This window comes from Trichocoleus sp. ST-U2 (assembly GCF_039961875.1).
In the GTDB taxonomy this organism is placed as follows: Bacteria; Cyanobacteriota; Cyanobacteriia; order Cyanobacteriales; family FACHB-T130; genus FACHB-T130.
Genome location: NZ_JAMPJY010000002.1, coordinates 82,878 through 107,683, shown reverse-complemented (window position 1 = coordinate 107,683; position 24,806 = coordinate 82,878). Strand labels below are relative to the sequence as shown.

The 24,806-nt window shown below is 44.7% G+C and carries 21 protein-coding genes and 1 pseudogene; 8 read left to right on the top strand and 14 right to left on the bottom strand.

The features are described 5' to 3' along the window. Positions 1-425 precede the first annotated feature (425 nt). Positions 426-1,031, bottom strand: a complete 606-nt coding sequence (locus tag NC996_RS01775; protein ID WP_242037536.1) for a CPBP family glutamic-type intramembrane protease — start codon at positions 1,029-1,031, stop codon at positions 426-428. 408 nt (positions 1,032-1,439) lie between these two features. Between NC996_RS01775 and NC996_RS01770 the strand changes: the two genes are divergently transcribed. Beyond that, complete coding sequence (locus NC996_RS01770) at positions 1,440-1,784, top strand: hypothetical protein (protein ID WP_190685628.1); 345 nt, start codon at positions 1,440-1,442, stop codon at positions 1,782-1,784. A 141-nt stretch (positions 1,785-1,925) separates the two neighbouring features. After that, positions 1,926-2,222 carry an acylphosphatase gene (locus NC996_RS01765; protein WP_190685626.1) on the top strand — a complete coding sequence of 99 codons (297 nt, stop codon included), beginning with the start codon at positions 1,926-1,928 and terminating at the stop codon, positions 2,220-2,222. 8 nt (positions 2,223-2,230) lie between these two features. Here NC996_RS01765 and ggt read toward each other — a convergent pair whose 3' ends face one another. Beyond that, a complete protein-coding gene (gene ggt, locus NC996_RS01760) occupies positions 2,231-3,787 on the bottom strand; it encodes a gamma-glutamyltransferase (protein ID WP_190685623.1) in 1,557 nt (518 codons plus the stop codon). A gap of 599 nt (positions 3,788-4,386) precedes the next feature. On the opposite strand from ggt, the gene NC996_RS01755 reads away from it, so the two are divergent. Beyond that, positions 4,387-5,433, top strand: coding sequence for a 3-deoxy-7-phosphoheptulonate synthase (locus NC996_RS01755; protein WP_190534871.1), 1,047 nt, complete (start codon positions 4,387-4,389; stop codon positions 5,431-5,433). Positions 5,434-5,528: 95 nt separating this feature from the next. Here the strand turns inward: NC996_RS01755 and NC996_RS01750 are convergent, their stop codons facing one another. The 4 genes from NC996_RS01750 to NC996_RS01735 form a co-directional block, all read right to left on the bottom strand. Next, positions 5,529-5,786: a hypothetical protein gene (locus NC996_RS01750; RefSeq protein ID WP_190534874.1), complete on the bottom strand. Its 258-nt coding sequence runs from the start codon at positions 5,784-5,786 to the stop codon at positions 5,529-5,531. Between the two features lie 362 nt (positions 5,787-6,148). Beyond that, positions 6,149-7,315, bottom strand: coding sequence for a pyridoxal phosphate-dependent aminotransferase (locus NC996_RS01745; protein WP_190672469.1), 1,167 nt, complete (start codon positions 7,313-7,315; stop codon positions 6,149-6,151). A gap of 317 nt (positions 7,316-7,632) precedes the next feature. Then, positions 7,633-8,715: a class I fructose-bisphosphate aldolase gene (locus NC996_RS01740; RefSeq protein WP_190685618.1), complete on the bottom strand. Its 1,083-nt coding sequence runs from the start codon at positions 8,713-8,715 to the stop codon at positions 7,633-7,635. Between the two features lie 205 nt (positions 8,716-8,920). Continuing rightward, complete coding sequence (locus NC996_RS01735; RefSeq protein WP_190534885.1) at positions 8,921-10,039, bottom strand: aldo/keto reductase; 1,119 nt, start codon at positions 10,037-10,039, stop codon at positions 8,921-8,923. A gap of 146 nt (positions 10,040-10,185) precedes the next feature. On the opposite strand from NC996_RS01735, the gene NC996_RS01730 reads away from it, so the two are divergent. After that, on the top strand, positions 10,186-10,563 hold the full coding sequence (locus NC996_RS01730; protein WP_190685615.1) for a VOC family protein: 378 nt from the start codon (positions 10,186-10,188) through the stop codon (positions 10,561-10,563). A gap of 114 nt (positions 10,564-10,677) precedes the next feature. On the opposite strand, the gene NC996_RS01725 is transcribed toward NC996_RS01730, so the two are convergent. Next, the gene (locus NC996_RS01725) at positions 10,678-10,977 is read right to left on the bottom strand and encodes a hypothetical protein (RefSeq protein ID WP_190410594.1); all 300 of its coding nucleotides are present in this window, start codon (positions 10,975-10,977) and stop codon (positions 10,678-10,680) included. A gap of 112 nt (positions 10,978-11,089) precedes the next feature. After that, positions 11,090-11,806: a phosphoribosyltransferase family protein gene (locus NC996_RS01720; RefSeq protein ID WP_190685610.1), complete on the bottom strand. Its 717-nt coding sequence runs from the start codon at positions 11,804-11,806 to the stop codon at positions 11,090-11,092. A 262-nt stretch (positions 11,807-12,068) separates the two neighbouring features. Here NC996_RS01720 and NC996_RS01715 point away from each other — a divergent pair, with 262 nt between their 5' ends. Next, positions 12,069-12,776: a uracil-DNA glycosylase gene (locus NC996_RS01715; RefSeq protein ID WP_190410592.1), complete on the top strand. Its 708-nt coding sequence runs from the start codon at positions 12,069-12,071 to the stop codon at positions 12,774-12,776. 10 nt (positions 12,777-12,786) lie between these two features. Here the strand turns inward: NC996_RS01715 and NC996_RS01710 are convergent, their stop codons facing one another. Beyond that, positions 12,787-13,551, bottom strand: a complete 765-nt coding sequence (locus NC996_RS01710; RefSeq protein WP_190410906.1) for a HEAT repeat domain-containing protein — start codon at positions 13,549-13,551, stop codon at positions 12,787-12,789. Between the two features lie 1,332 nt (positions 13,552-14,883). On the opposite strand from NC996_RS01710, the pseudogene NC996_RS01705 reads away from it, so the two are divergent. Further along, positions 14,884-14,982, top strand: a pseudogene (locus NC996_RS01705) (IS1 family transposase); the annotation flags it as partial. Between the two features lie 180 nt (positions 14,983-15,162). Here NC996_RS01705 and NC996_RS01700 read toward each other — a convergent pair. The 5 genes from NC996_RS01700 to argF all read right to left on the bottom strand — a co-directional run bounded on the left by NC996_RS01700 (position 15,163) and on the right by argF (position 19,203). Then, positions 15,163-15,702, bottom strand: a complete 540-nt coding sequence (locus NC996_RS01700) for a GNAT family N-acetyltransferase (protein ID WP_190685603.1) — start codon at positions 15,700-15,702, stop codon at positions 15,163-15,165. A gap of 1 nt (position 15,703) precedes the next feature. Further along, entirely contained in the window at positions 15,704-15,928 is a 225-nt protein-coding gene (locus NC996_RS01695; RefSeq protein ID WP_190410932.1) for a hypothetical protein, read from the bottom strand. A 57-nt stretch (positions 15,929-15,985) separates the two neighbouring features. Continuing rightward, positions 15,986-17,245: an AmpG family muropeptide MFS transporter gene (locus tag NC996_RS01690; RefSeq protein ID WP_190410905.1), complete on the bottom strand. Its 1,260-nt coding sequence runs from the start codon at positions 17,243-17,245 to the stop codon at positions 15,986-15,988. 262 nt (positions 17,246-17,507) lie between these two features. After that, positions 17,508-18,146 carry a transcriptional repressor LexA gene (lexA, locus tag NC996_RS01685; RefSeq protein WP_190685599.1) on the bottom strand — a complete coding sequence of 213 codons (639 nt, stop codon included), beginning with the start codon at positions 18,144-18,146 and terminating at the stop codon, positions 17,508-17,510. Between the two features lie 136 nt (positions 18,147-18,282). Further along, positions 18,283-19,203 (bottom strand): ornithine carbamoyltransferase, encoded by a 921-nt coding sequence (gene argF, locus NC996_RS01680; RefSeq protein WP_190429520.1) that lies wholly within the window; start codon positions 19,201-19,203, stop codon positions 18,283-18,285. A gap of 637 nt (positions 19,204-19,840) precedes the next feature. On the opposite strand from argF, the gene NC996_RS01675 reads away from it, so the two are divergent. Both NC996_RS01675 and NC996_RS01670 read left to right on the top strand, forming a co-directional pair. Then, entirely contained in the window at positions 19,841-22,894 is a 3,054-nt protein-coding gene (locus tag NC996_RS01675) for a response regulator (RefSeq protein WP_190439319.1), read from the top strand. Between the two features lie 115 nt (positions 22,895-23,009). Then, positions 23,010-24,794 (top strand): alpha/beta hydrolase, encoded by a 1,785-nt coding sequence (locus tag NC996_RS01670; RefSeq protein WP_190685596.1) that lies wholly within the window; start codon positions 23,010-23,012, stop codon positions 24,792-24,794. Positions 24,795-24,806 lie beyond the last annotated feature (12 nt).

Here is a 24,806-nt window from a genome sequence, read left to right as displayed (position 1 = left end):
CTAGACTACCGCAGTCAGGCTAAATTTCCGGAGACTGTGCAAAAGAGCAAAAGTTTGAGGCTTGTTCTAGCGCCACGCTGAAAAAATGCCTTATGTCAAGGTTTTATACCCATTTTTTTATCTATACTTTATCTAAATTAGGATTAGATTTTACTGAATAAACGTTGGCACGCTTTAGATTGACTTAAGTAATATAAATTTTCAATACTATTATTAATAACCAGTTCTTCCCTATCAGTTTTATTATGCCACAAAAACCTTATTACAATCTAGATACTAGCAATAATAATTTAAAGATTGCCAGGAATAAACAATTTTAAAATTTCGGATAAATTAGCCAATATTAACGAGCATTATTATAAACAATCGCCCATCAAATCTACATACTGCTTGAAGAATTTTGATAAACATTCAAGACAAAAATGTTACGAGTTTAAGGTTTTATATCCTCCCAATAGAAGTAGCCAAACCACCACAATTAGCCAATGAATTGCCACGGGCATCCATAGAGAGCCACTTTGAAAATAGGCAAGAGTACAAATAACACCTAGAAGTGCTGCCAAGAATAGAAAAACTGGATTAAAAAAAGTTCGGAGTCCATCGGGATAGAAAGTTACGGCATTTAGCGGATGGTAGATGATAAACATTGCTAAACTAATACCTCCCCAAAGCCATAGAGTAGTAGGGGTAGCTTTTTCTGTAGGGTGAGGAAGTAGTAAGATCCGAAAAAATAACTCTTCAGATATGGCGGGAGACAACAGACAACGCGCCATTACACCGATAATAATTTCCCAGGATGTTTCTACATCAAGTTTTAAAAAACCAAATTTGAATCCAATAGGTAGTGAAATTAAGGTATATATCAGTACCAAAGCAGCAGAATATAGGCACGCTTTGGCATCAGGAGTTGTAGAGGCGGCTGTAATTAAGCGAGAGACAATTCCCAGGCTGGGCGTAAGCGCGATCGCATCTACGGAAAGCTCAAATAGCCCTGCGATAACTGGCACATTACTCATATATACGTTAACCATTAAAAATATTTCCTCAGATAGATATTTTTTGAAGATAAAATTATACTACCGATAGCTTTTTCGTTAAGTTCAGTAATGTTTCAGTGTCATTGACGATAAGACTTTATAAAGCTTTCTTATAAAGGGCAAAAATTGCCAATACAATAAAAAATCATCTAAAGAAAAAAGGTAGCACAAGAAGTACATACAGGAAAGTTTAAACTCTGGGTATGTCTGCGTAAACCTTTGCACCCTTGGTGTTGAAAAACATATTGTTAAGCAAGTTTGCGAAGCTTCTTCTGGATGAGAAGCTCTACCTGTTGGAAGAGATATTGACCAAATTCCTGTGACAAACTTCTAGAATTACGACAGCTTTAATAAATGAAATTCTCAACTTAACTTTGGAGGGACATTATGGGAATCGGCGATATGTTCAGAAACATACCGGGTTTGAATAGGGAAGGAGGCGATCGAGATCAGGAGTACCGCGATCGCAATGAAGATCGAGAGTACCGCGATCGAGAGCGGGAATATAGCGATCGCAATGAAGATCGGGAGTATAGCGATCGCAATGAAGATCGGGAGTACCGCGATCGCAATGAAGATCGGGAATACCGCGATCGCGATAGGTATCGTGACGGAAATGATGATGACGATGATGACGATCGCAAAGATAGATATCGTAGTGAACATCGCGATGATGATGACGACGATGATGACGAACATAAGCACAGCCATCGCCGCAAACACCATGACGATGATGACGACGATTAAAATGGTCGGGTTAGATTAACCATCCACACAATCTGCTAAAGAATTAAATGGCGTTAGCTCAATAGCTGACGCCATTCCTGCTTAAAATGAACCCAGGCAATACTTTCGAGCTAAAAAGCTGTCGTAGACAGGAAAAAATAGATGCAGAATTCATCACCCCCGACGGGGCAAATCCGCGCCTACGTAATCGTTTCAGGAACCGTTCAGGGAGTTGGTTTTCGGTTCTCAACGTTGGATGAAGCGATCCAGTTAGGCGTCAACGGTTGGGTACGGAATCTCCCCGATGGGCGTGTAGAAGCTGTTTTTGAAGGAAGCGAGGCAGATGTTGAAGAGGTAATTCAATGGTGTCACAAAGGGCCACCCGCTGCTGTGGTGAAAGCGGTAGCGGTTGAGTACGAAACGCCAGAAGGATTGCACGGGTTTGAAATGTGGCGATAGAGGCAATTTTAGCAGGTGGCGATGACTCCACTTCTACGGCGATCGCCAGCGCCGGTTATTAATCCTTCCGAATTTTCCATGACACTATGAACGCCACCAAAAAACATATTCTTCTGTTTCCAAAAAATCAATTCATTACTACCTGGAAGCATCAGATTTTTAAGTTCTTCTTCGCTAAAGCCGGGTTCAAGATTAAAAATATCACTTTCCCAATGAACGCGAGGATGATTTACTGCTGCATCAACGTCCATTTTAAAATCAATAATATTAGAAATAACTTGTAAAATTGCAGTTCTAATTCGATTCGAGCCACCAGAACCTAAAACAATCTCTGGTTGATTATTCTTAAGTACAATAGTCGGAGCCATCATTGAAGAAATCCGCGTATTTTCTTCCCAGTTATGAAATCCATGCGGATTTAAATCAGCTTCTCCTAGCATATTATTCAGCATAATCCCAGTTCCCGGAATCACATAAGAAGAACCCTCTCCGTTGGAAGTGGTAACACTCGCCGCATTACCTTCGCTATCAACCACACTGATATGAGTAGTGCTTCCCCATTTATTGACAACTTCAGGTAATTGACCTTCATAAATAGCCAAATGTTCAGATGATAAAAAAGTTTGGGCAATCTCTTCTGTATGAGTATAAGCGTCATATCTATCCGTTCTGGCTTCATTGGTTAGGCGCATCACATGAGCTAATATTTCTAAATGGCGAGAACTGCCAAACTCTATATTAGTTAAATCAACTTTTGAAAGCAGTTCTAAAGCAAAAGCAATCAGAATGCCTCCAGAACTGGGTGGAGGATTTGTTAAGAAGGTGTTCCCCCGGTAATTCATCACCAGCGGCTTTCTCTCAATTACTCGATAATTCTTAAGGTCTTCTAAGGTTAAGTAACCTCCATAATCTTGGCAATCGTTGACTAAGCGTTGGGCAATGTCACCCTCGTAAAATTCTCTAATTCCACTTTCAGATAAATAAGTTAACGTATCAGCAAAATCACTCATCAAGACTGTTCCTCCAGGCTGAACAAGTTTCCCCTCTGGGGCAAAAACCTGCTGCATCTCTTTAGAGCCAAGCAGCATAGGGCTGAGGATTGTCAAACAGTAATAAGTAAAATCGTTTAGTTCGACACCCGTTTTTGCATAACGGATTGCCGGTTCAGCAACCACATTAAAAGGTAATCTCCCTAATTTCTGATGAACGTGAAAAACGCCCTTGAGGTTTCCAGGAACAGCCATTGAACCAAGCCCAATATGGAACTCTTGGACTGCATCGCCAAAATTAATTGCAACTGGATAAAAATTAAGCTGTTCCTGACTTTTTTTCTGTTGTGGCGTTTGAGAAAAGAAGTCGAACAAAATATTTTGATTATCCTGAGTATGGGCTAAAAGAAACCCACCACCCCCCGCAGATGTCAGCGCAGTTTCGGTAACGCAAGAGGCTAGGATTGCAGCCGCCGCCGCATCAAATGCGTTCCCCCCTAATTGGAGCATCTCAATTCCAGCTTCGGCTGTTTTTTGATGTCCAGCAGCAATAACACCGTGAGTTTTTTTATACATAAATATTGAGTACGAAAAACTAGAGGGAATAGAAGCTAGGTTATCAGTATGTAGGGCGATCGCGCTTTCTTATATTTGCATGATGAGAGTGCCACGAGCGCCGGAGCGCGATTGAATATAATAAAATTGGCAGGACAAACGAAATGATATTACCGACTTTACTAGAGATCGAGGATTCTATCTGTGCCTTATGCCTCGAAAAACAACAGTGGTTGCTGAAAGGTATCCCTTGGTAAGGGCAAAACAGGAAATCTACACAAGATAAACTCGTTGATTTAAAACACATGAAAAACTACCTGAGAGGGCTAGCACTCCAAGCATCTCAGCAAAAATCGCGGAAATCGATGAGGAGTTGCCGTTGCTGAAATAGATGGTTTAGCAACCCGGAGAGATTCAGGGAAGCGATCGCTCTCAGCTTGGTGAGGGTGCATCCAGGTAGCGATCGCTTCCCTAAGATGTGCTTCGGGGAATCCTTGCAGCTAGGGTTTAGCGTTTTTATTAATTTTTTTATCTAAGTTAGATGAATTTTTTCACCCTGTCTATAACATTACATTTGGACTTCAATCCCTAACGTATACAAAAATCAGGAATTATACCCGATGGAAACTCAATTATTCAACACTCATATTGAAGATTCGCATATTCTCTTAACTCCAAATGAAGTTAAATCAAAATTACCTTTAACAGATGAGGCAGAAAAAACCGTTTTAAACTTTAGGAATGAAATAGAGGATATCCTAGATGGGAAAGATAGTCGAAAATTTATTGTAGTTGGCCCTTGTTCTATCCATGATATAAAGTCGGCTGAAGAATACGCCTATAGGCTAAAAAATCTCTCCGATCGAGTGAACGATAAGCTGCTGCTGATCATGAGAGTGTATTTTGAAAAACCAAGGACTACTGTGGGATGGAAAGGATTAATTAACGATCCGGATATGGATGATTCTTTCCACATAGAAAAGGGTTTATTAACTGCACGGAGTTTATTAATCAAAATAACTGAATTGGGATTACCTGCTGCTACAGAAGCTCTCGATCCTATAGTCCCACAATATATTGGCGAATTGATTGCATGGTCTGCAATTGGGGCACGCACAACCGAATCGCAAACTCACCGCGAAATGGCAAGCGGACTTTCAATGCCTGTAGGTTTTAAAAATGGTACTGATGGTAGCGTTCAAGTCGCTTTAAATGCTCTGGAGTCAGCTAGAAAACCTCACCATTTTCTAGGGATTAATGCAACGGGACAGGTGAGCATTTTTAAAACGAAAGGAAATGCTTACGGTCATATTATTTTACGGGGCGGTGCCAAACAGCCTAACTTTGATGCTGCAAATGTAAAAATTGCGGAGGAAAAATTAAAAGCAGCTAATTTACCTCCAAAAATTGTCATTGACTGTAGTCACGGAAATTCAAATAAAGACTATAAAAAACAGTCAGCAGTTTTTGAAAATGTTATTCAACAAATATTGGAGGGAAATGCTTCTATCGTTGGCATGATGCTGGAATCAAATTTGTACGAAGGCAATCAACCTATTCCTAGCCAATTAGAAGAATTAAAATACGGTGTTTCGGTAACAGATAAATGTATTAATTGGGAGGAAACAGAAAGAATTATTTTAGCTGCCTACGAGAAGCTAAAGTAAAAAAGCAGTTTTTTAAGAGTGAGAACTGACAAGTCAGCGCAACGCTCTCGCCTGTGCTTGTAGTATCGGTGAAGGTAGTTTCACCGATACTAAAACTAAGTGTTTTCTCCTTCTACTTGGAATGGATGTTCCCCTACACCTAGCTGCTTTTTTGAATCTTCTAACTGTTTCCAAAGCATTTCAAGGTCTTGGAAAGCTTTCTCTAGAGGAATTTTGCCATTGCTTGCCAGACAACTGATATAAGTTGCTTTTTGAGCAAATTCTTGTAGATTTGCATTAAAAACTAAATTTTCTGGTTTTACATCGCCATAGTAACGGCTGTGAGAATATATAAAATTGGAAGTTACTAACATTTTATTTATCTCCGCTTGTGAAATTCTGTATCTTAATTCTTACTATGCACTGCAATCTCTGTTGGGATAAGTGATAGCTGTCTACAAAAAAAGTGACGCATATCAACCTTATGAGTGATGAAACTAATCAATAAGAGTTAAAGTCGCACTCGATTGAGTGACAGCAATCTTAATAAATGCGATCGCTATCTTCCACTTATGTGATGCAAATCACAAAAAGCAGCTTCTTTGTATTTTGCTCGTGGCAAATTTTAGACAAAGCGATCGCAAAGTAGCATCCCAGAAACCCTCAGAATCGCGGGTGCTACTTTACCAATTTTGTTCAGTTAGTGAGTGACGAGATCGTTTTCCCCAGCTCTGGACTAAACTAGCGATCGCACAAACTTATCTAATCTGTCCATGCCTTTCTCAATCGAGGTCATATCCGTCGCGTAAGATAAACGGATGTGGTCATCGGCACCAAAAGCAATCCCTGGAATGGCAGCAACTTGCTGAGATTCTAGTAAAGCATCACAGAATTCTAGAGAAGTTAAACCCGTCTTGCCGATATTAATGAACAAATAGAAAGCACCGTCAGGCTTGGCACAACTGAGTCCAGAAATGGCGTTGAGACGCTCTAACATTACCTGTCGCCGTTCGGCAAAGGCGAGGCGCATTTGTTCCACGCACTCTTGAGAACTTTCCAAGGCAGCGATCGCGCCAAATTGTGCAAAAGTACACACATTCGAGGTGCTGTGCCCTTGGATGGTACTCATTGTTTTAATCAATTTTACGGGACCCGCGAGATAACCAATTCGCCAACCCGTCATTGAGTAGGCTTTTGCAAACCCATTGCTAATGAGGGTGCGCTCAAAAATCTCTTGTCCCAGCGAACCAATACTAATCTGTTGCACTCCATCATAGATAATCTTTTCGTAAATCTCATCGGAGACAACCAGAATATCTTTCTCTACCACCACCTCTGCCAATGCTGCCAACTCTGCTGGCGTATAGACGATGCCGGTGGGATTAGAAGGGGAATTGAGGACAAAGAGCTTCGTCCGTTCGGTACAAGATGAGCGGAGTTGCTCCGGCGTAATTTTATAGCCGGTGGAGGCATCTGTCTGCACAATCACCGGAGTCCCACCCGCTAGAACCACCATATCCGGATAACTGAGCCAGTAGGGAGCGGGGATAATCACCTCATCCCCCGCCTCAATCAGCGCCATGTGCAGGTTATAGAGGGAATGTTTGCCACCGTTGGTAACGATGACATTTTCAGCCATGTAGCTGAGTCCATTATCAGTTTGTAGCTTGTGAGCGATCGCTTGCCTTAACTTCGGTTCCCCCGCCGCTGGCCCGTACTTGGTCTTGCCCTCGTCTAGCGCTTTTTGGGCAGCGACTTTGATATGCGTCGGGGTATCGAAATCCGGTTCCCCAGCACTCAAACTACAAACATCCATTCCTTCTGCCTTCATCGCCTTGGCTTTAGCTGCGATCGCCAATGTTAAAGAAGGCTGTACTTGCTCCACTCGTGCTGCCAGCTTCATCCTTACCCCACTCTTGAGACTAACTTAGAGAGCCGTTGCCAAAGTAACTTAGCTTGTGCGATCGCGTTGCGCTGACTTGCCAGTTCGCTCTTGGTAACTCTCTAGTCTTTCAGAGTAGCCTGCAATCAGGCTCCAGGTTGGCATTTTTTTTACTTTTTAAACGAATTCCTTGTTTTTACCTGCATCCTGACAATTAACCACTAAGGCACAAAGACACTCAGGAAACACAAAGTTTTCCATTTTAGTGTCGTTGTACCTTAGAGGTTCTTTGAAAACACGCTTTGGCGCTTATGGATCTGGATAAACAGACCCCGCCCTCAAGCAATGGTTACATCTGGTGAGAGATAAACATCTTGGATGGCGTTAAATAGCTTCACTCCTTCCTCAAACGGACGCTGGAAGGTTTTACGACCGGAAATCAATCCAGTACCCCCAGCCCGTTTGTTAATGACGGCGGTGCGGATTGCTTCGGCAAAGTCGTTTTTACCTGACGCACCTCCGGAATTAATCAATCCAGCGCGACCAGAGTAGCAATTTAGCACCTGGTAGCGGGTGAGATCGATCGGGTGGTCGGTCGTCAAGTCAGTGTAAATCCGGTCGTGGGTTTTGCCGTAACTTTGACCTGTGGCTTTGGCAACCGCAGCATATCCGTTGTTACATTCAGGCAGCTTTTGTTTAATGATGTCTGCTTGAATGGTCACGCCCAAGTGATTTGCCTGAGCCGTGAGATCCCCTGCCAGGTGATAGTCTTTGTCTTGCTTAAAAGCGTTATTCCGGAGATAGCACCAAAGGATGGTTGTCATCCCATATTCGTGGGCAAGTTCAAAAGCTTGGCTGACTTCCTGAATTTGGCGGGTAGATTGATCTGAACCAAAGTAAATCGTTGCCCCGACCGCAGTTGCCCCCAAATTCCATGCTTGCTCGATAGAGGCAAACATTATCTGGTCGAATTGATTGGGGTAAGTGAGCAGTTCGTTGTGGTTAATCTTGAGAATGAAGGGGATTTTGTGGGCATACTTGCGAGAAACCATGCCCAAAACGCCCAGCGTGGTAGCAACGGCATTGCAACCGGCAGCGATCGCGAGTTTGACGATATTCTCAGGATCGAAATACATCGGGTTGGGTGCAAAAGAAGCACCCGCTGAGTGTTCGATGCCTTGGTCTACTGGCAGGATGGAAAGATATCCAGTATTGGCTAAACGCCCGGTTGAATACAGTTGCTGGAGACTCCGCAGCACTTGCGGGTTGCGATCGCTAGCAGCAAAAATTCGGTCTACAAAATCAGGCCCTGGCAGATGCAGTAAATCTTTAGAAATCTTCGCTTTGTGAGTCAGAAGGTCTTCTGCTTCTTGACCAAGATTCGACTCTAGAAAACTGGGCATAGATAGCGTAGTAGTCATAGCCGTTTTCCTAAAAACTTGAGTTTTGGTGGGCAGTACTGATGCAGGGAAGAGGGGTAATCAATCAAAAGTTTTGTTAGAGTAGCGCGTGTTTAATTCTGAGTTTTGAGTTTAAAATGCTTTATTCAAAACTCATCACTCCAATTCCAATTACCACCCGTCTTTAATCAACGAGAGAAGTATCCTTAAAAGCTAGCGTACCGCTTCAAGTTTCAACTTGCTCTTTTGGTGGAAATCCGTGCTGTTCTCTACCCGGTGGCCCGTCGTACTTCTTTGATGTTTTGTAAAGTTCAAAGCGCCCATCAGCAGCATAGGTTGCATAACGCGATCGCACGGCTTGCATTTCCTCTGGAGTCATCGGCGTGAAACCCCTGGCAATATTCAAGTTCTGGCGCAGCACTTGTAGCGAGTCAATCCCACTCACTGTCGTCGCCACGGGAAGACTCATGGCATAGCGTAACGCTTCTTGAACGGTGACAACGCCTGCTTTAATCGGTTCGCCCTCACCGCCGAGACTTTTCATGCCAATGGCGGCAATCCCGCGCTTGTTGAGTTCTGGGAGAACTTGTTTCTCAAAGCTGCGAAAGCTGGCATCAAAACAATTTAGCGGCAGTTGCACCGTATCAAAGGGGTAATCATAGGAAAGCATTTTCAGGTGAATTGCCGGATCTTTGTGACCTGTAAAGCCAACAAACCGAACTTTACCCTGCTGCTTGGCTTCATCTAAAGCCTCGATAACACCCCCTTTGGCGAAATGCCTTTCCGGGTCGTTGTCGTAAACAACTTCGTGAACTTGCCATAAGTCGATATAATCCGTCTTCAGACGCCGCAAAGATTGCTCTAGTTGCTGCATGGCGACTTTGCGATCGCGTCCGTGGGTACAAACTTTGGTCATCACAAAAGCTTTATCCCGCCGCCCTTGCAGCGCCTTCCCCAGCCGTTGTTCGCTGACACCTTCGTTATATTCCCAGGCGTTGTCCATAAAGGTGACACCCGCATCCAGCGCTTCTTGAACAATCCGAATCGCTTCGGGTTCGTTTGGAACTCCCAAGTGAAAGCCGCCGAGTGTCAGCGCGGAAACTTCTACGCCAGTGCGTCCGAGTTTTCGGCGGGGAATCTCGCCTGCTTTGATGGGCGTCGCCTGGGAAGTTGGCGATAGATTAGTTTCAGCATTGACTTGTTGGTGTGGGTGTAGCAAAATCCGATCGGCGATCGCGACTCCAGCTCCCAAAACGCCGAGTCGTTGCAGAAACTGCCTGCGCTTCCAGTTCAGAATTTCTTGGCGACGATTCTGGGCTGCGGTATCATCATGTGCATCTGGCATGAACTGACCCTGCTGATTTCTTTTATTTCTTCCTAGAATTAATAGTTTTGTTAGTGTATTTCACCCGTCTCTAGATAGGTTATTCACTTCTCTTAAAAATCCAATTTATTAAGGCTTAACCTTTTTTCAGGTGATTCCTAACAAATATGCTTTTCCAATGCACCGCCGCACTCGTCACTTTAGCAACCGTTGACCTTGAAGTTCTAGTGCTTTTCTATACCAATCTGCTCAACCAAAACCCAAATCCCTACATCCCGAATATTTACGCTGAATTTCAGTTGCCTGGATTTCGCTTAGGAATTTTCAGACCTAAAGAAACGCACTTATCAGAGTTTGAATCAGCTAAAAGTGGAATGAGCTTGTGTTTAGAAGTGACTGACTTAGAAGGGGCAATTTCTCACCTAACTGCCCTCGGATACCCACCCCTAGGAGAAATTTTTATTGCTTCTCATGGCAGAGAAATCTATGCTTACGATCCCATAGGAAATCGGTTAATTCTTCACCAAGCCTTTGCTATTTGTTAAAATTTTTACTTATTTTTGAAGAAAAGTTATCGCTTGATAATTTTAAATTTTCATGATTTAAAATTATCCAATAGTGTGTAAAATTAGATTTTGGAATCTAAATTTCAAACAGGATTACTTGAGGTAAACGGCTAAGTCAGAAAAGCTACAAAAACTATAGATTAGTAACAGGATGGCGAGAATCTGCATCACGCGCAAATGGGGCGAGGGCATGAGAGTTTCGCGTACCCACATTGACATCGCAGCTCCAATGGCATAGCTTGAACTTAAAAGCAGATAAGGCCAGTCTTTGGTAATTTCCCAGCTCATCAGTAAGCCGATAGCTAACCCGGTCATCAGCAACTCAACGAACCAAGGTGGATTGTACTGGCTAGAAAAAACTAAAGTGCGCCACCAAAATTGTATAGGTCTCATCGATCGGTTGTTATTTTTTAAAAGAGCCATTAACGATTAACTAACGGTTAATCGTTAATAAAAAAATCAATCTAGGACTACTAGCTAAGATAATCAAAATTAAACAGTTTGGCTATCTGCTTAGAGGTGCATCTGGAGGAATTTCGGGAAAAATCTGCTGATTGTGCTGTTGTAAGTCAGCGATCGCTTCTTGTGTCTCAACTTGGGGAAATGCCTCATAGAAGCGACTGACACTGAGGAAAGGATCGGGTGTTTGGAGGATAATCACGCGATCGCTCCAAGATAATAGCCAATCGCCTAATCCTATCGGTGCCACCGGACTACAAACCCAAACCGCAGCAGGTTCTTGGGCTTTCAAAGCGTAAGCGGCGGCTGCCATTGTCATGCCGGTAGCAATGCCATCGTCAATTAAAATAGCGATCGCACCGCGAGGATTCACGGACAAGCAGCTAGGAGAAAGCTGACTGTATAGCGCCGCAGCTTTTTCTTGGGCTTGGTGCAACGCCGCTTCCCGTAGCTGATTATTTTCGGGATCTTTCCGCGATCGCTTTGCCTGGTACCAGATAACGTGCCCATCTGACGTGACGGCACCAATCGCCAGTTCTGGATTTTCAGGACGGGTAATTTTTTTAGCGACAACGATATCCACCGGGCAACCCAGACAGCGTGCTACCGGCACAGCCACCGGAATGCCGCCGCGAGGCAGTGCATAAACGATCGGCTGAACGCTCAAGCCTTGAGCCTGGAGCTGCTTAATCTCTGCCAGAATAGGCTGAGCTAGCTGCTCGCCAGCAGTAATGCGATCGCGGAAAATTGGGGCTGATGACATGGCACCCTCCAGAAGTTGGCAGTGCGCTCGCCTCTATAATGGCTGATTTTCGCCAGATAAGGCAGAAATCGAGAGTCCATCCAAAGTATGAACTATCAAAGGGCAAGTGTGAACCCACTTTCAGCCTAAGAGTAACCGGAAGCCCAGAGAACCTAAGCCCCACGCTGACCTAAGTCGGAAGAGTGAGCTTCCGGCTTAGGTCAGCGGAGTGTCAATATTGTTAGGATTATTTCGGAAAAACCATAGACTATCCGCCAAATTCATGCCAAGCGAAGACCAACTCAGCCTTTTTGACACCTCAGGGATTAGCGAATCTACCACAGCCCAGCCTCAAGCACTAGAACTGATTCCGACAAGTGCCAAAATTCCTATTCCTGCTGGCACCTATCAAACAATGGCTCAGATGGCTGAGCATTGCAACCAATGCTATCGCTGTCAATTGGGCGAAACCCGCACAAACGCTGTAGTTGGACGCGGCAATCTCCAGGCACCCATCATGATTGTGGGGGAAGCGCCCGGTCAAAATGAAGACGAACAAGGCAAACCATTTGTCGGTAAATCGGGTCAGTTGCTAGATAAAATACTCGCGTCGGTGCAGCTAGATACCGAACAGGACGTCTACATTGCCAATATTAATAAGTGCCGTCCCCCCGCCAATCGGGTTCCCACCCCCGATGAAATCGCTGCTTGCAAACCGTATCTATTAGAACAGATCCGCATGGTAGACCCGAAAATTATCCTATTGACGGGCGCTACAGCAGTGAAAGGATTGACTGGCGATAAAAGAGGCATTACTAAGATTCGCGGCACTTGGATCGAGTGGGAAGGACGCCTATGTATGCCGATTCTCCATCCAGCCTACCTGCTGCGGAATCCTGCCCGTGAAGCGGGCAGCCCCAAATGGTTAATGTGGCAGGATATTCAAGCGGTGCGGGCAAAGTTGGATGAAATCCGCAGTTCTCCAGCGTAATGTTGTCAGTTTACACGAGTCCTTCCTGTTCTAAGGTTTCAATCAACTGAAGACCTCTAGGATCGCCGACTCTCAAAAGCGCAGCTTTTGCATCTTCTCGGACACCCATCTCTTCATCTTCTGCGAATGCTTCAATTAATCCATCAATGGCACCGGCGTAGACGGCATTAGAAGGCATTTCGCGGCAGAGTTGTCCTAACGACCAAGCACAGTTGCTACGGACTGCGGCGATCGGGTCTTGCCTTAGAGCTTCAATCAGGGGTGGAATTGATGCCACAATGGCTTCGTAGCCCAGTTCAGCCATTTGAGCTAACCCACTGGCTGCCCACAGACGCACGGCAGAAATATCGGTTTTTAAGGCGTCGGTGAGAGGTTCTAGCGAGCGGCGATCGCGGCAGTTTCCCAAAGCCCAAACAACACCTTTGCGGACGTAGCCATTCCAATCGTTGTTGAGCTGGGTTATCAACGGCACTACGGCGGTAGAACTGGGATTGCGCCCCAGCCCATAAGCAGCACTCACCCGTAGCAACGGGCAGGGGTCACTCAGTAAGTGAATTAAATGAGGAATCGCCCGTTCATCCTGGAGTTCGCAGAAAGCTCGTGCTGCTAGCATCCGTTGCTGTGTTCCAGGAGCCGTTAACAGTGCCAGCATCGCATCTGGATCTGGTTTAGGCTGGCTCTCTGCGTCGGCATCAAGCGGCTCTATTTGATCCAGAGGGCTTTCTAGCTCTATCTCTGGATCGAGTAAGCTCAAATCGTCATCGTCGTCATACATATTTGAATAAAGTACCACTACCGCTCCCATTCCTCTAGTCTCTACCGGCAATGCCTGCTTGAGAGAGGCACGAAAGTTAAGAAAACTAACATTATGAGTTGCTAGACCCGATCAAAAAGTTGAATTTGGTATAGTACACGACACCAAGAGCCTTCTATTGTGATCCTTGATAACAGGGGGAGTAATGTGACAGACCACCTAGAGCCATATCGCCGGATGGTTCGTTCCATTCGATTCGTTCCCGCCTTGGGACCTACCCACCAATCTCAGCAGCCGGTGATGCCATTGCCGCAGGTCAATTTATCACCGTCAGTGCCATCTACCCCTCAACCTGCCCCTCAACCTGCCCTCGATCCGTCCGAACACGTTAGCGGCTTGGTGCGAGAGGCAGTCTCGAAACCGACGGTGCTTCCCGTGACCTATGCGATCGCGGAAAATCTCGGCGATCGCATCAGCCGACTGACTGCTGCCAAACCAACGCGATCGCAACCGCCGGAAATTATAGCATTCAAAATTCCCCAGCCTGACCCTAACTGGAAGCCTGCCCCTCCAGTACCTGGTTGGGAGCAGCCAGTAGACGCGAGTTCTACGGCTCCCTCAGATGTCGCGGCACCGGAAGTTGAGTCACCATCCAGCTCAGTGCCACAGACAGAAGCCCAAACTCCAGTCTCGGCACCGGAAGTAGAGTCATCATCCAGTTCAGTGCCAGAGACGGAAGCAGCACCCATTCCCGAACCCGTCAAGGAGACGCCCAGCGCCCTTCCAGAAGCAATATCTGAAACTCCAACGGCGGCACCGGAAGTGTCAGTTCAACCGACTGAGGAGACGACTGCTGCTGAGGCTGAGTCGCCAGAGGCGATCGCTCCGATAGAGGAACCAAAAGATACCCAACAACCCTCTTTATTAGACAGGGCGGCGGCGGCGCTTCAGGCAGTGGTATCTGTTTTCGACAAGCCAGATGCCGACCAAAAAGAGCCTGCTGTAGAACCAGGACCTCCAGTCGAAGCCGAAATATCAGCGGCTACATCCGTTCCAGTCGAAGAGATCCCCAGCAAATCGGAAGTCGAAACCGAAACACCAACCGCCGAAGCTCCAGTGTCAGTTCAACCAGACGAGGAGACGGCTGCTGAGTCTTCGGAGGAAGCGATCGCTCCCAATGATGAACCAGACGCCCCTCAACCAACTTTATTAGATAGAGCTGCATCAGCGCTTGAAGCAGTGGTATCTGTTTTCAACCAGCAACCAGAAGCAGACGACCAGAACGAACCCGCGGTAGAATCAGCACCCGCAGCCGTCCCAGAAGCCCAAGCAATAGAAACACCTCAGATTAACTGTCCAAAATGCGGCGCTACTGAGGTTCGGAAAAATGGGCACTATAAAAACAAGCAAAGATATGTTTGTAAAGACTGTGGGAAACAGTTTGTTGCCGCTGATGCTGGTGAAGAAGCCGAGCCACAAACGCAGACAAAGCCTGCTGTAACATCTGAAGCTCAGGCATTGCCAAAGACGCACAGCATTCCTGCCGTACCGGAAAAAACTTCTAAGGGCAAAGGGAAGAAACAGGCAAAAGGTTTTGGACGACCCAAAACAAAATAGCTTGCTTGGTCTTCCTTATGGCTGCGGTGTCTCAGGAAACAGCGGTTTCAGCATCCACAAAGACTGGGTTTGGTAGCCGAGGCTGCGGTAAAGATTCAACGCGGGTTGATTGGTTTGAAAGACTTGCAGACCCATTTGGCGATCGCCTCTTGCCCGCGCCCAGTCTTCGGCATGATTGACCAAAGCTTTTCCTATACCACGTCCGCGGTGTTCTGGCAAGACATAGAGTAAAAAAATGTGGGCATGGCGATCGCCTGTTACCTGATCCACGGCATTCCCCAACCAAAGACAAGCTACTTGGGAAGGATGATGAACGGATGAGCCGGGAATTGAAGAATCTGTTTCTTCCTTTTTTCTTCCTTCTTCCTTTAGTTCGACCCACCACAAAGGCGTTTTTTTAGAAAAGTATTGCTCAACCGTTTCCGCTAGATGAGAAAAATCTTTTTGTTCTGGAAAAAGCTCCTGGTAAGTCAGCTGCATGAATTTCACGAGACTTGCTCGATTCAGACTCGATCCTTCGCGCAGCTGATACCCCGGCAATAACAGACAAGGCATTTTAGACTATCGATTTTAGGTTGGAGGTCAATCCTAAATCCATCATTTCTAAGCCAAAATCAGATGCCGGTGCCTGAGCGTGTTCCCCAGGAGGATTGACTTCCTCAATAGGTGCGGGTGCTGCCATGTCAGAGGGTAAAAAGATGCGGGCGCTAACTGCCACCAGCGCCACAAAAAAGATCAACACCACGATCAATGGAACAATGTACTGACGAAAGATAGCCATAGAGAAAGACTTTTCTAAGAATTGTGTTTAAGATTTGTTAAGCTCTCTGTTTCTATCCTACAACTGTTGAGAGTCATCGTCTTCATCATCTAGTACCTCTCTAGGCATTTCTGGCACGGAACGCGAATTCCAGGGAGCAAAAATAGGCAGCAGCAGTAATCCAGGCAAGGCAGCGGCGATGCTAATTAGGAAAAAGGAAGGCCAACCAGTGGCTTCTGCGATTCGACCCGCTGGGGCAACTAAAATATCGCGGCTGACTGCCATCAAGCTGGAGAGTAACGCATACTGTGTTGCCGAGAAGCGCTGGTTACAAAGACTCATCAAAAAGGCTACAAAAGCGGCATTTCCGAGTCCAGCACAAAAGTTTTCAATATTAATAGTCAGTACAAGTAACTGATAGTTTTTCCCGACTTGTGCAAGGAGAAAATAAGCAAAATTACTCACTGCTTGCAAAGCACCAAATACCCAAAGTGAGCGATTAATACCGATTTTGCTGAGAATTGCACCGCCTGAAAGAGCGCCAACAATGCTTGCCAATAATCCCATGCCGCCCTGAATTGCACCAACTTCTGCGGAAGAGAAGTTTAAGCCGGTCTTCTCCAACAAAAAGGGCGTAGACATATTATTAACAAGCGCGTCACCCAGTTTGTAGAGAACAATGAAAACTAGAATCAAAAATCCTTGGCTCTGACCATTGCGTTGAAAGAATTCAATAAATGGCAAAGACACCGCTTCTGATAGGGAATCGGGTGGGCGATCGCGCTGTATGGGTTCCGGTGCCCAAATTGAACTCACGAACCCAATTGCCATCAACAGCGACATCAACAAGTAAACTGTAGGCCAAGACAATTTTTCCGCTAAAATCAGCGCCAAACCACCCGTAATCAGCAAGGCAACGCGATATCCTAAAACAAAAATCGCTGCCCCGGCTCCCATTTCCCGTTCTTCCAGGACATCTGTGCGATAGGCGTCAACGGCGATGTCTTGAGTCGCGCTGAAAAAGGCAATGAATAAAGCATTGACGGCTAACAGTTGCAAAGCTTGGGAGGGCTTTTGGAGCGCCATTGCTGCGATCGCTAACAACAATGCCGCTTGCGTCAGAACTAGCCAGCCACGACGACGCCCCAGAAACGGCGGCACAAAGCGGTCGAGTAAGGGCGACCAAATAAACTTGAGCGAGTAGGGCAAACCTACCAAGCTGAACAACCCAATCGCACTTAAATTCACGTTCTCGACTGTCATCCAGGCTTGCAACGTCTTACTCGTCAAGAACAAGGGCAAACCTGACGCAAAGCCCAGAAACAAAAGAGCCGCCATCTTGCGGCTTTGAAAAACTTGAAAAAAAGATTGGGTTGCTTTCACGACTGACAAAGGCTCCTTACGAACTTTGAGTCATTAGTTTGCTGTCCTTGGTAGTGGGTAATCGGTAATCGGTAATGCCTTGTATGAATTACCAATTACCAATTACCGTTTCTCCAATTCCTAATGACTCAGGAGAATGGCTCTTTTGGTCTTGAGATATCATCCCATAGAGAGAAACCTTTTCCCGGAGACTTTGATAAGAGGAACGCGAAGAATGCTATCGCCTTCGAGATCCCGATTTCATGGAAGCAAATTCATAGCCGCGCCAGACGCCGACCAACACACCTTGCACCTCCACTTGGTTCGCCTTTACCTTAATGGGGTCGTATTTGGTATTGGCTGGTTTGAGCGTAATTTGCTCTCCCTGCCGGTGATAGCGTTTCAAGGTCGTTCCGTGTCCTTCGACTCGTGCTGCCACAATCGTGCCATTTTTCACGCGATCCGGTTCGGGTACGGGTCGCATGATGACCATATCGCCTTCAGCAATTTGGTCATCAATCATGCTGTCTCCGACCACCCGAAGGGCATAATAATCCGGCTGACGAAACAGGGCAGCCAAATCCAGCTGTTCGACCGTATCGGTGAAAGGTTCGACAAGACCACCGGCAGCGATCGCTCCTAAAACCGGCACTCCACCCACACCAGAGCGCACAATCCTAATCGTGCGGGCTTTTCCTTCCGTCCAGTCAATATAGCCTTTCGCACGCAAGTGTTCCAGGCGGCTCTGAACCGGCGCAGGCGACTTCAGTTCCATTGCCCGCATCATCTGCCGAATTGAAGGCGCGTGTTGATATTGACTGATATATTCCACCAGCCAATTATAAAGTTGCTGCTGAGCATCAGTTAGGGGTTCCATAAAACAATAGGGGAATACAAATCTACGTCCTATAGAACATTCGTACTACTAAAATCCACGTCTGTCCAGTGGTTAATGGCTAATGTTTTTTAAACAATTAGCCATTTGCCATTGGCGATTAGGGATTAGCAAATTATCAATCTGCTCCCAAAAGACTCACCAACAAAGCCTTCTGCGCGTGCATTCGGTTTTCTGCCTGATCCCAAACCCGCGACTGAGAACCTTCGATAACAGCATCGGTAATTTCTTCCTCTCGATGAGCAGGTAAACAATGCAGCACAATTGCATCAGGATCGGCAATACTCAACAGCTGCTCATTCACTTGGTAAGGTTGAAAAATTGGAATTCTGGCATCTGCTTGTTCCTCTTGACCCATACTTGCCCAAACGTCGGTATAAAGCACATGGGCACCTTTAGCGGCAGCTTCAGGGTCGTTAGTAATTGTTACCTCAGAGTTAGTCTGTGCAATCTTTTTCGCTTGCTCGACAATTGCCGCATCGGGTTGATACTCCGTAGGTGTAGCAATTCTCACATTCATCCCCATCAACGCGCAGCCCAAAAGCAGGGAGTTTGCCATATTATTACCATCTCCCAGATAAGTCAAAGTTAGCCCATCTAGCGTTCCAAAGCATTCTTGAACAGTTAATAAATCAGCTAAAACCTGACAGGGATGTTCTAAATCCGACAGCGCATTGATAATCGGAATCTTGGCATAGTTCGCAAAAGTTTGCAGATCCTCCTGCTCAAATGTCCGAATCGCTAAGATGTCTAGATAGCGATCCAACACTCGTGCTGTATCGGCTAACGGTTCTCCCCGGCTCACCTGGGTAACATTAGGATTAAGGTCTATCACCTGACCGCCTAGTTGGTACATTGCCACTGAAAAGCTGACGCGAGTCCGTGTAGACGCTTTATAAAACAACAGCCCTAACACCTTATTGCAGCGCAAATTTAGCTGATGCGTCTTCAGCTGAGCTGCCAAATCCAAAAGTTCTTTCATTTCCTCAGCACTGAGGTCTGCCAGACTTAGGAGATCTCGTCCTTTCAATGCTTCCATTTTTATCCCCGATGAGTGAAGTAAAATGCGTTCCCGCAGCGTGAGTCTTAACGGAGCGCGTCGTTTAGACTCTACTTGGCTCTTGTTATACCGTTTTAAAACCCTACCAGATTTTTATCAACTTAGCTGTGGCAGAGAATTGTAAGGACAAGTTCATGAGTAACCAGAAGTGTTTCCAGGTACATCCAGGGTAAAACTTTCGGGATAGCAACCCATTTTTGCAGAATTTAACGGGTTTGAAGGGAAAATATTTTTTCTGTTCCAGCAGCTTAATAGAGAGTTATTCATCCCAAATTTAGGCTTCTCCAGTCTCTTTCAACCCTAGTCCTCGAAAATATCTTTTCAACCGAGAAATAAACCACTATAAAGTCAAAATAAACCTTAAAAAAGGTATTGATATGGTAAAAGTTCCTTTTGTATCCTTTCAGCAAAAAAAGTAAGCAAAAGCTCAGCCTGTTTCCCCTACCTAGAAAATAGGTTGCAAGAATTAACAAACTGATGTATACCGCTTAGGGGGGTTAGACTTAAAATTTTTAGTATAACTTTAAGCCATTTAAGGATATTTACTAAGATAATCATTGATTCATAAAAATAATTAGAAATATCACAGAAATATAACTTTTCCAGAATCCCGAATATGAAATTTCCCTTCGCGGTGAAAATAGGGCTGGCTATCTCGCTTCTTTCAGTTGGAGTCACCAGCACTAGCGTTTATTTTTTCTACTCAAAAACAAATCAAATTGTTTTAAACCAGATGTCAGAGCGGCTTAAAGATGTAGGTCGTCAAGGAGCATCTTCGTTAGAGCAAGACGAAAAACAAACAATTCAGCAGCTTCGTCAGTCTCTTGAAAAAAATTCTCTGCCTGTCAGCGAAAAAATTAAAACCCTAGAACCTGGAGAAATCACGGCTTCTTTACCACCTAAAATTGCTCAAGAATATATAAAATCCCCGGAGTATCAAGCTCTTGTAAAAATTTTGATAAAAATTAGAAATAGCAGCCGGAGAAAAGTATTTCCTGTGAGATTTTTGAGGCAAACCTCGGAAGCAAAAGACAAGATTCCCCTCATTCGCTCAACCTATCTTATTGTCAGCATTCCAGAATCGCCGAGATATCGAATTGTCAAGTTTCTGGCTCATGACGATTCTCAAAAAATACTAGCTCAGAAAGAAAAATTGATTGGGGATTTATACGCAACTGAGCAAAATGAACTACAGCAAGCTTTTGAGGGGGAAGCACAAGCTGGCAAGAAATTTTATACAGATAAAATTGGCACTTTTCTCAAAGCAGCCATTCCCATTAAAGATGAAAAAGATAATGTCATTGCTGTTTTAGTTTTAGAGTACGACGGCACCAACGAAATCAACCAAATTCATAAATTACAATACATTTGCATCAGTATTATTAGTATTAGTTTATTCCTATCGCTGCTCGTCGCATTTTTGCTGGCGCGTTGGTTGGGAAACCCTATCGAAAAATTATTAGAAGGTGCCCAAAAAGTATGCGATCGCAACTTTGACATCTTTATAGATGTTAAAAGCAAAGATGAGTTGGGACTGTTGGCAGATGCCTTTAATTCGATGGTAGCGGAAATACGAGACTATGCCCAAAACCTAGAATCCAAAAATAAAGATTTATTACAAATCAATCAACTAAAAGATGAATTTTTAGCTAATACTTCCCAAGAGCTACAAACTCCTTTAAATGAAATAATCGGTATCACTGACTCTCTTTTAGAGGGAGCTGCTGGACAACTGTCGGAAATTCAAAAGCAAAATTTGTTAATGATTTTGCAAAGCGGTCAACGGCTAGCAAATATGGTTAACGATATTGTTGATTTAGAAAAACTTAAGCATAAAACACTGGGGTTAAAACTCAGACCAGTAGGAATGCAAGAAATTGCCGATGTAGTTTTAACTCTTGCTAAACCTTTCGCAGATATCAAAGGTTTGCGCTTGGTTAATCGAATTGAACCTACTGTACCAATGGTATGTGCTGATGAAAATAGAGTTCAACAAATCCTGCATAATTTAGTTAGTAATGCGATTAAATTTACTGATACAGGTAGTATACAAGTTGTTTCTTCAGTTGCGGATAATTACATGGAAATTACGGTTGCAGATACCGGAATTGGCATTCCAATCAATAGAATAAATACCATTTTTGATGCTTTTGAACTTACCGAAGAATCTATTTCTAGACCTTACGTAGGGACGGGCATCCGCCTTGCAGTTACTAAACAACTGGTGGAATTGCATGGCGGCAAAATTTACGTAGAATCCATTCTAAAAAAAGGTTCGCGGTTTACTTTTACGCTACCGCTGGCAGGAAAATTGGAAAGTATACAACAAACGCTTTCCAAAGAACTCAGTTCAAAAGAGGTTGAAATTCAAAACTTTCAGTTTGAAAGGTTACAAGATTACCTACAACCTGCACCCCAAGAAGGAAAATTTAAAATTTTAATTGTAGATGACGATCCGGTTAATCTTCAGATCCTTAACAATTATCTCTATTTGGAAAATTATACGGTTTATCAAGCGAGGAATGGAATCGCTGCTTTAGAAGCCATTGAGCAAGGTCTAAAGCCTGATTTAATTTTACTTGATGTAATGATGCCAAAAATGTCAGGCTATGAAGTTTGCAAAAAAATTCGCCAAACTTTCCCTGCCAATGAATTACCAATTGTGATTGTGACAGAAGCGCATAGCGTTGCTAATTTATTAGAAACCTTTGGGTCGGGAGCCAATGATTATCTAACTAAACCTATTTCAAGACACGAATTGATAGCACGAATAGAGACTCATCTTGAGCTTTCCAAAATAAATATTGCTTATGGTCGATTTGTGCCCCGTCAATTTATTAGTTTGCTGGGAGAAGAAAGCATTGTTAATGTAAAGCTAGGCGATCAAGTGCAGAAAGACATGACAATCCTCTTTTCTGACATTCGCAACTTTACGAGCCTTTCAGAGGCGATGTCACCCAAAGAGAATTTTAATTTTATTAATTCCTACTTGAGTCGGGTGAGTCCCGTTATCCGGAATAATAATGGTTTTATAGATAAATATATTGGAGATGCGGTGATGGCGCTTTTCCCGGAAAGCGCTGAAGATGCTTTGCGGGCAGCGATTGAAATGCAAAAACAAGTTTCGCAGTACAATATGGAACGCCGAAGAAGCAATTTACCTCCTATCGCTATCGGCATTGGCATCCATAGCGGCAGTTTGATGCTAGGCACGATTGGAGATGAACAGCGTATGGAAGGGACAGTGATTTCAGATGCAGTGAATCTGGCGTCTCGTCTGGAAGATTTGACCAAAGCCTACGGAGCTTCTATTATTATTAGTGAAAAGACGTTGCTGGGTTTAGAAGATCCCACTCGATATAATTATAGATTCTTGGATAAAGTTCATATTAAAGGTCGTAAAGATTTATCGCCTATTTTTGAAGTTTTTGATGGTGTTATCTTAGAGGCTTTAGAGCTAAAAAGCAAAACCAGAAGCTCTTTTGAATGGGGAATTCATCTTTATTACAGCAAAAAATATGCCTTTGCGGAGGAAATTTTTAAGAACGTCTTAGAGCAAAATAATCAAGATAAAGCGGCTAGCCTCTATGTTAAACGTTGCCAGAGATTGCAAAAACAGGGAACCGATGAAAGATGGGACGAAATTGAGTCTTTTGAGGAAGCCTTTTAGGCAAAACAACAGGGAGGGATGTTTAAAGAGTGGGTTGCAAAGGCAACCTACATCGCCGATTATCAATTCTGCGATTAAACGCTTGCTTTTAAGCCTTCCATGTCTCTGTCTAGGAATGGTTTTACCTTCTATAACGGCTTTGATGCCGAGTCGGGTTTTGGCTGCGGAAAAAATATTTATTTCCTATGGACCGATACAGTTATCCCTTCCGGTTTCGGCACTGGAAGAATATGCCAGGGAAGGCAAAATCAATCAGGATTTAGGGTTTTATGCTCAATTTTTTAAGCCGGAACAGCTAGAGCAGTTACGGAGGATTTTGCAAACTCGTGCGAATGTGAGTCCGGTGGCAGTAGCTCAATTTCTCTACACGCCGCAGGGGGAAATTCTGCTGCGGCGGGTTGGCGAAATTATTCAAACAAAAGCGTTTCAACCGGGTTTTTATGCAATTCGAGCTGCTTTAATTCAAGCTGCTGCCGATCCACAAGGATTGACGCCACTGAATGTACTGCGAAAGTTTCCGACTTACGCAATTCGGATTAATTCGGATCGGGGCTTTGAGATTATTGATGAGCTGAGCAACCTAATCGGGAAAACCCAAGGAGCGATCGCTGCCGTTGAACAGGCAGCTTTGGCTGAAATCTCAGCTCAGTCATCCACTCAGATGCCCTTTCAGCCATCACAAATGGCAACATCGTCTAATATTCCCGCAGGGCGAGATTTACAGCAACCAGGGCCGCTAAGCTGGGAAATGCAGACCCTGACGCTCAATGACCTCAGCCGCAGCCGTACCTTCCCAGTCGATGTTTATCTGCCGCAGTTGAGCGGACGAGCCGCACCCGTAATTGTAATTTCTCACGGGCTGGGAAGCGATCGCTTGTCCTATGCTTACCTGGCGAGACACCTAGCTTCTCATGGATTTGCAGTAGCTCTACCAGAGCATCCAGGCAGTAATTCCCAGCAATTGCAGGCTCTAATTAGCGGTCTGACGAGCGATGCGGCTCCTCCCAGCGAGGCAGTTGACCGTCCTCTGGATATGAAGTATTTGCTAGATCAACTAGCAGCTACTTATAGAGGACGACTAGATATGCAAAACGTCGGCGTCCTTGGTCAATCGTTTGGCGGCTACACAGCGTTGGCGCTGGCGGGTGCAGAAATTAATTTTGAGAACCTGGAAAAAGATTGCACTGCCATCAATAGTTCGTTGAATCTGTCGCTGTTGCTCCAATGTCGGGCGTTGCTGTTGCCGCAAATTGATTATCAGTTAGGGGATGACCGAATTAAGGCAGCGATCGCGATCAATCCAGTTGATAGTAGTATTTTCGGAAAAACTGAGATGAGCGGCATCAAAGTTCCGATAATGTTATTTGCCAGCAGTAACGATACTGCTGCACCTGCTTTATCAGAACAAATTAAACCCTTCACCTGGCTGACAACTCCCAACAAATATCTGGTTTTAATGAAAAAGGCAACGCATTTTTCCACTTTGGGAGAAGCGTTTGAAGGCACTGGCGTAGTCAAGATTCCGCCGCAAGTTGCGGGACCAAATCCCGTGACTGCTTTTGGATATGTGAAAGCCCTGAGCCTAGCTTTTTTTAAAACCTATGTTTCTAACGAGCCAGAATATCAAGGCTACCTGAATGCTTCTTACGCTCAATATATCAGTCGAGATGAGATTCCTTTAGTTTTGATTCAGTCTTTAACAGAGGAACAATTGCAGGGAATCAGCAATACTTCTACTGCTCAGCCAATCCCATCTCCTACACCCAATACTTTTCAGTTAACCTCTCCCCCAGCCCTTCCCCTGCAAGGGGACGAGAGGAATTCTTCCCCTTCTCTGCCAGGAGATAGGGTAGAGGCGTTAGGTGTGCCTTACCCGAAAAATATTGCTCCTACACCTTAACTAGAATATGCA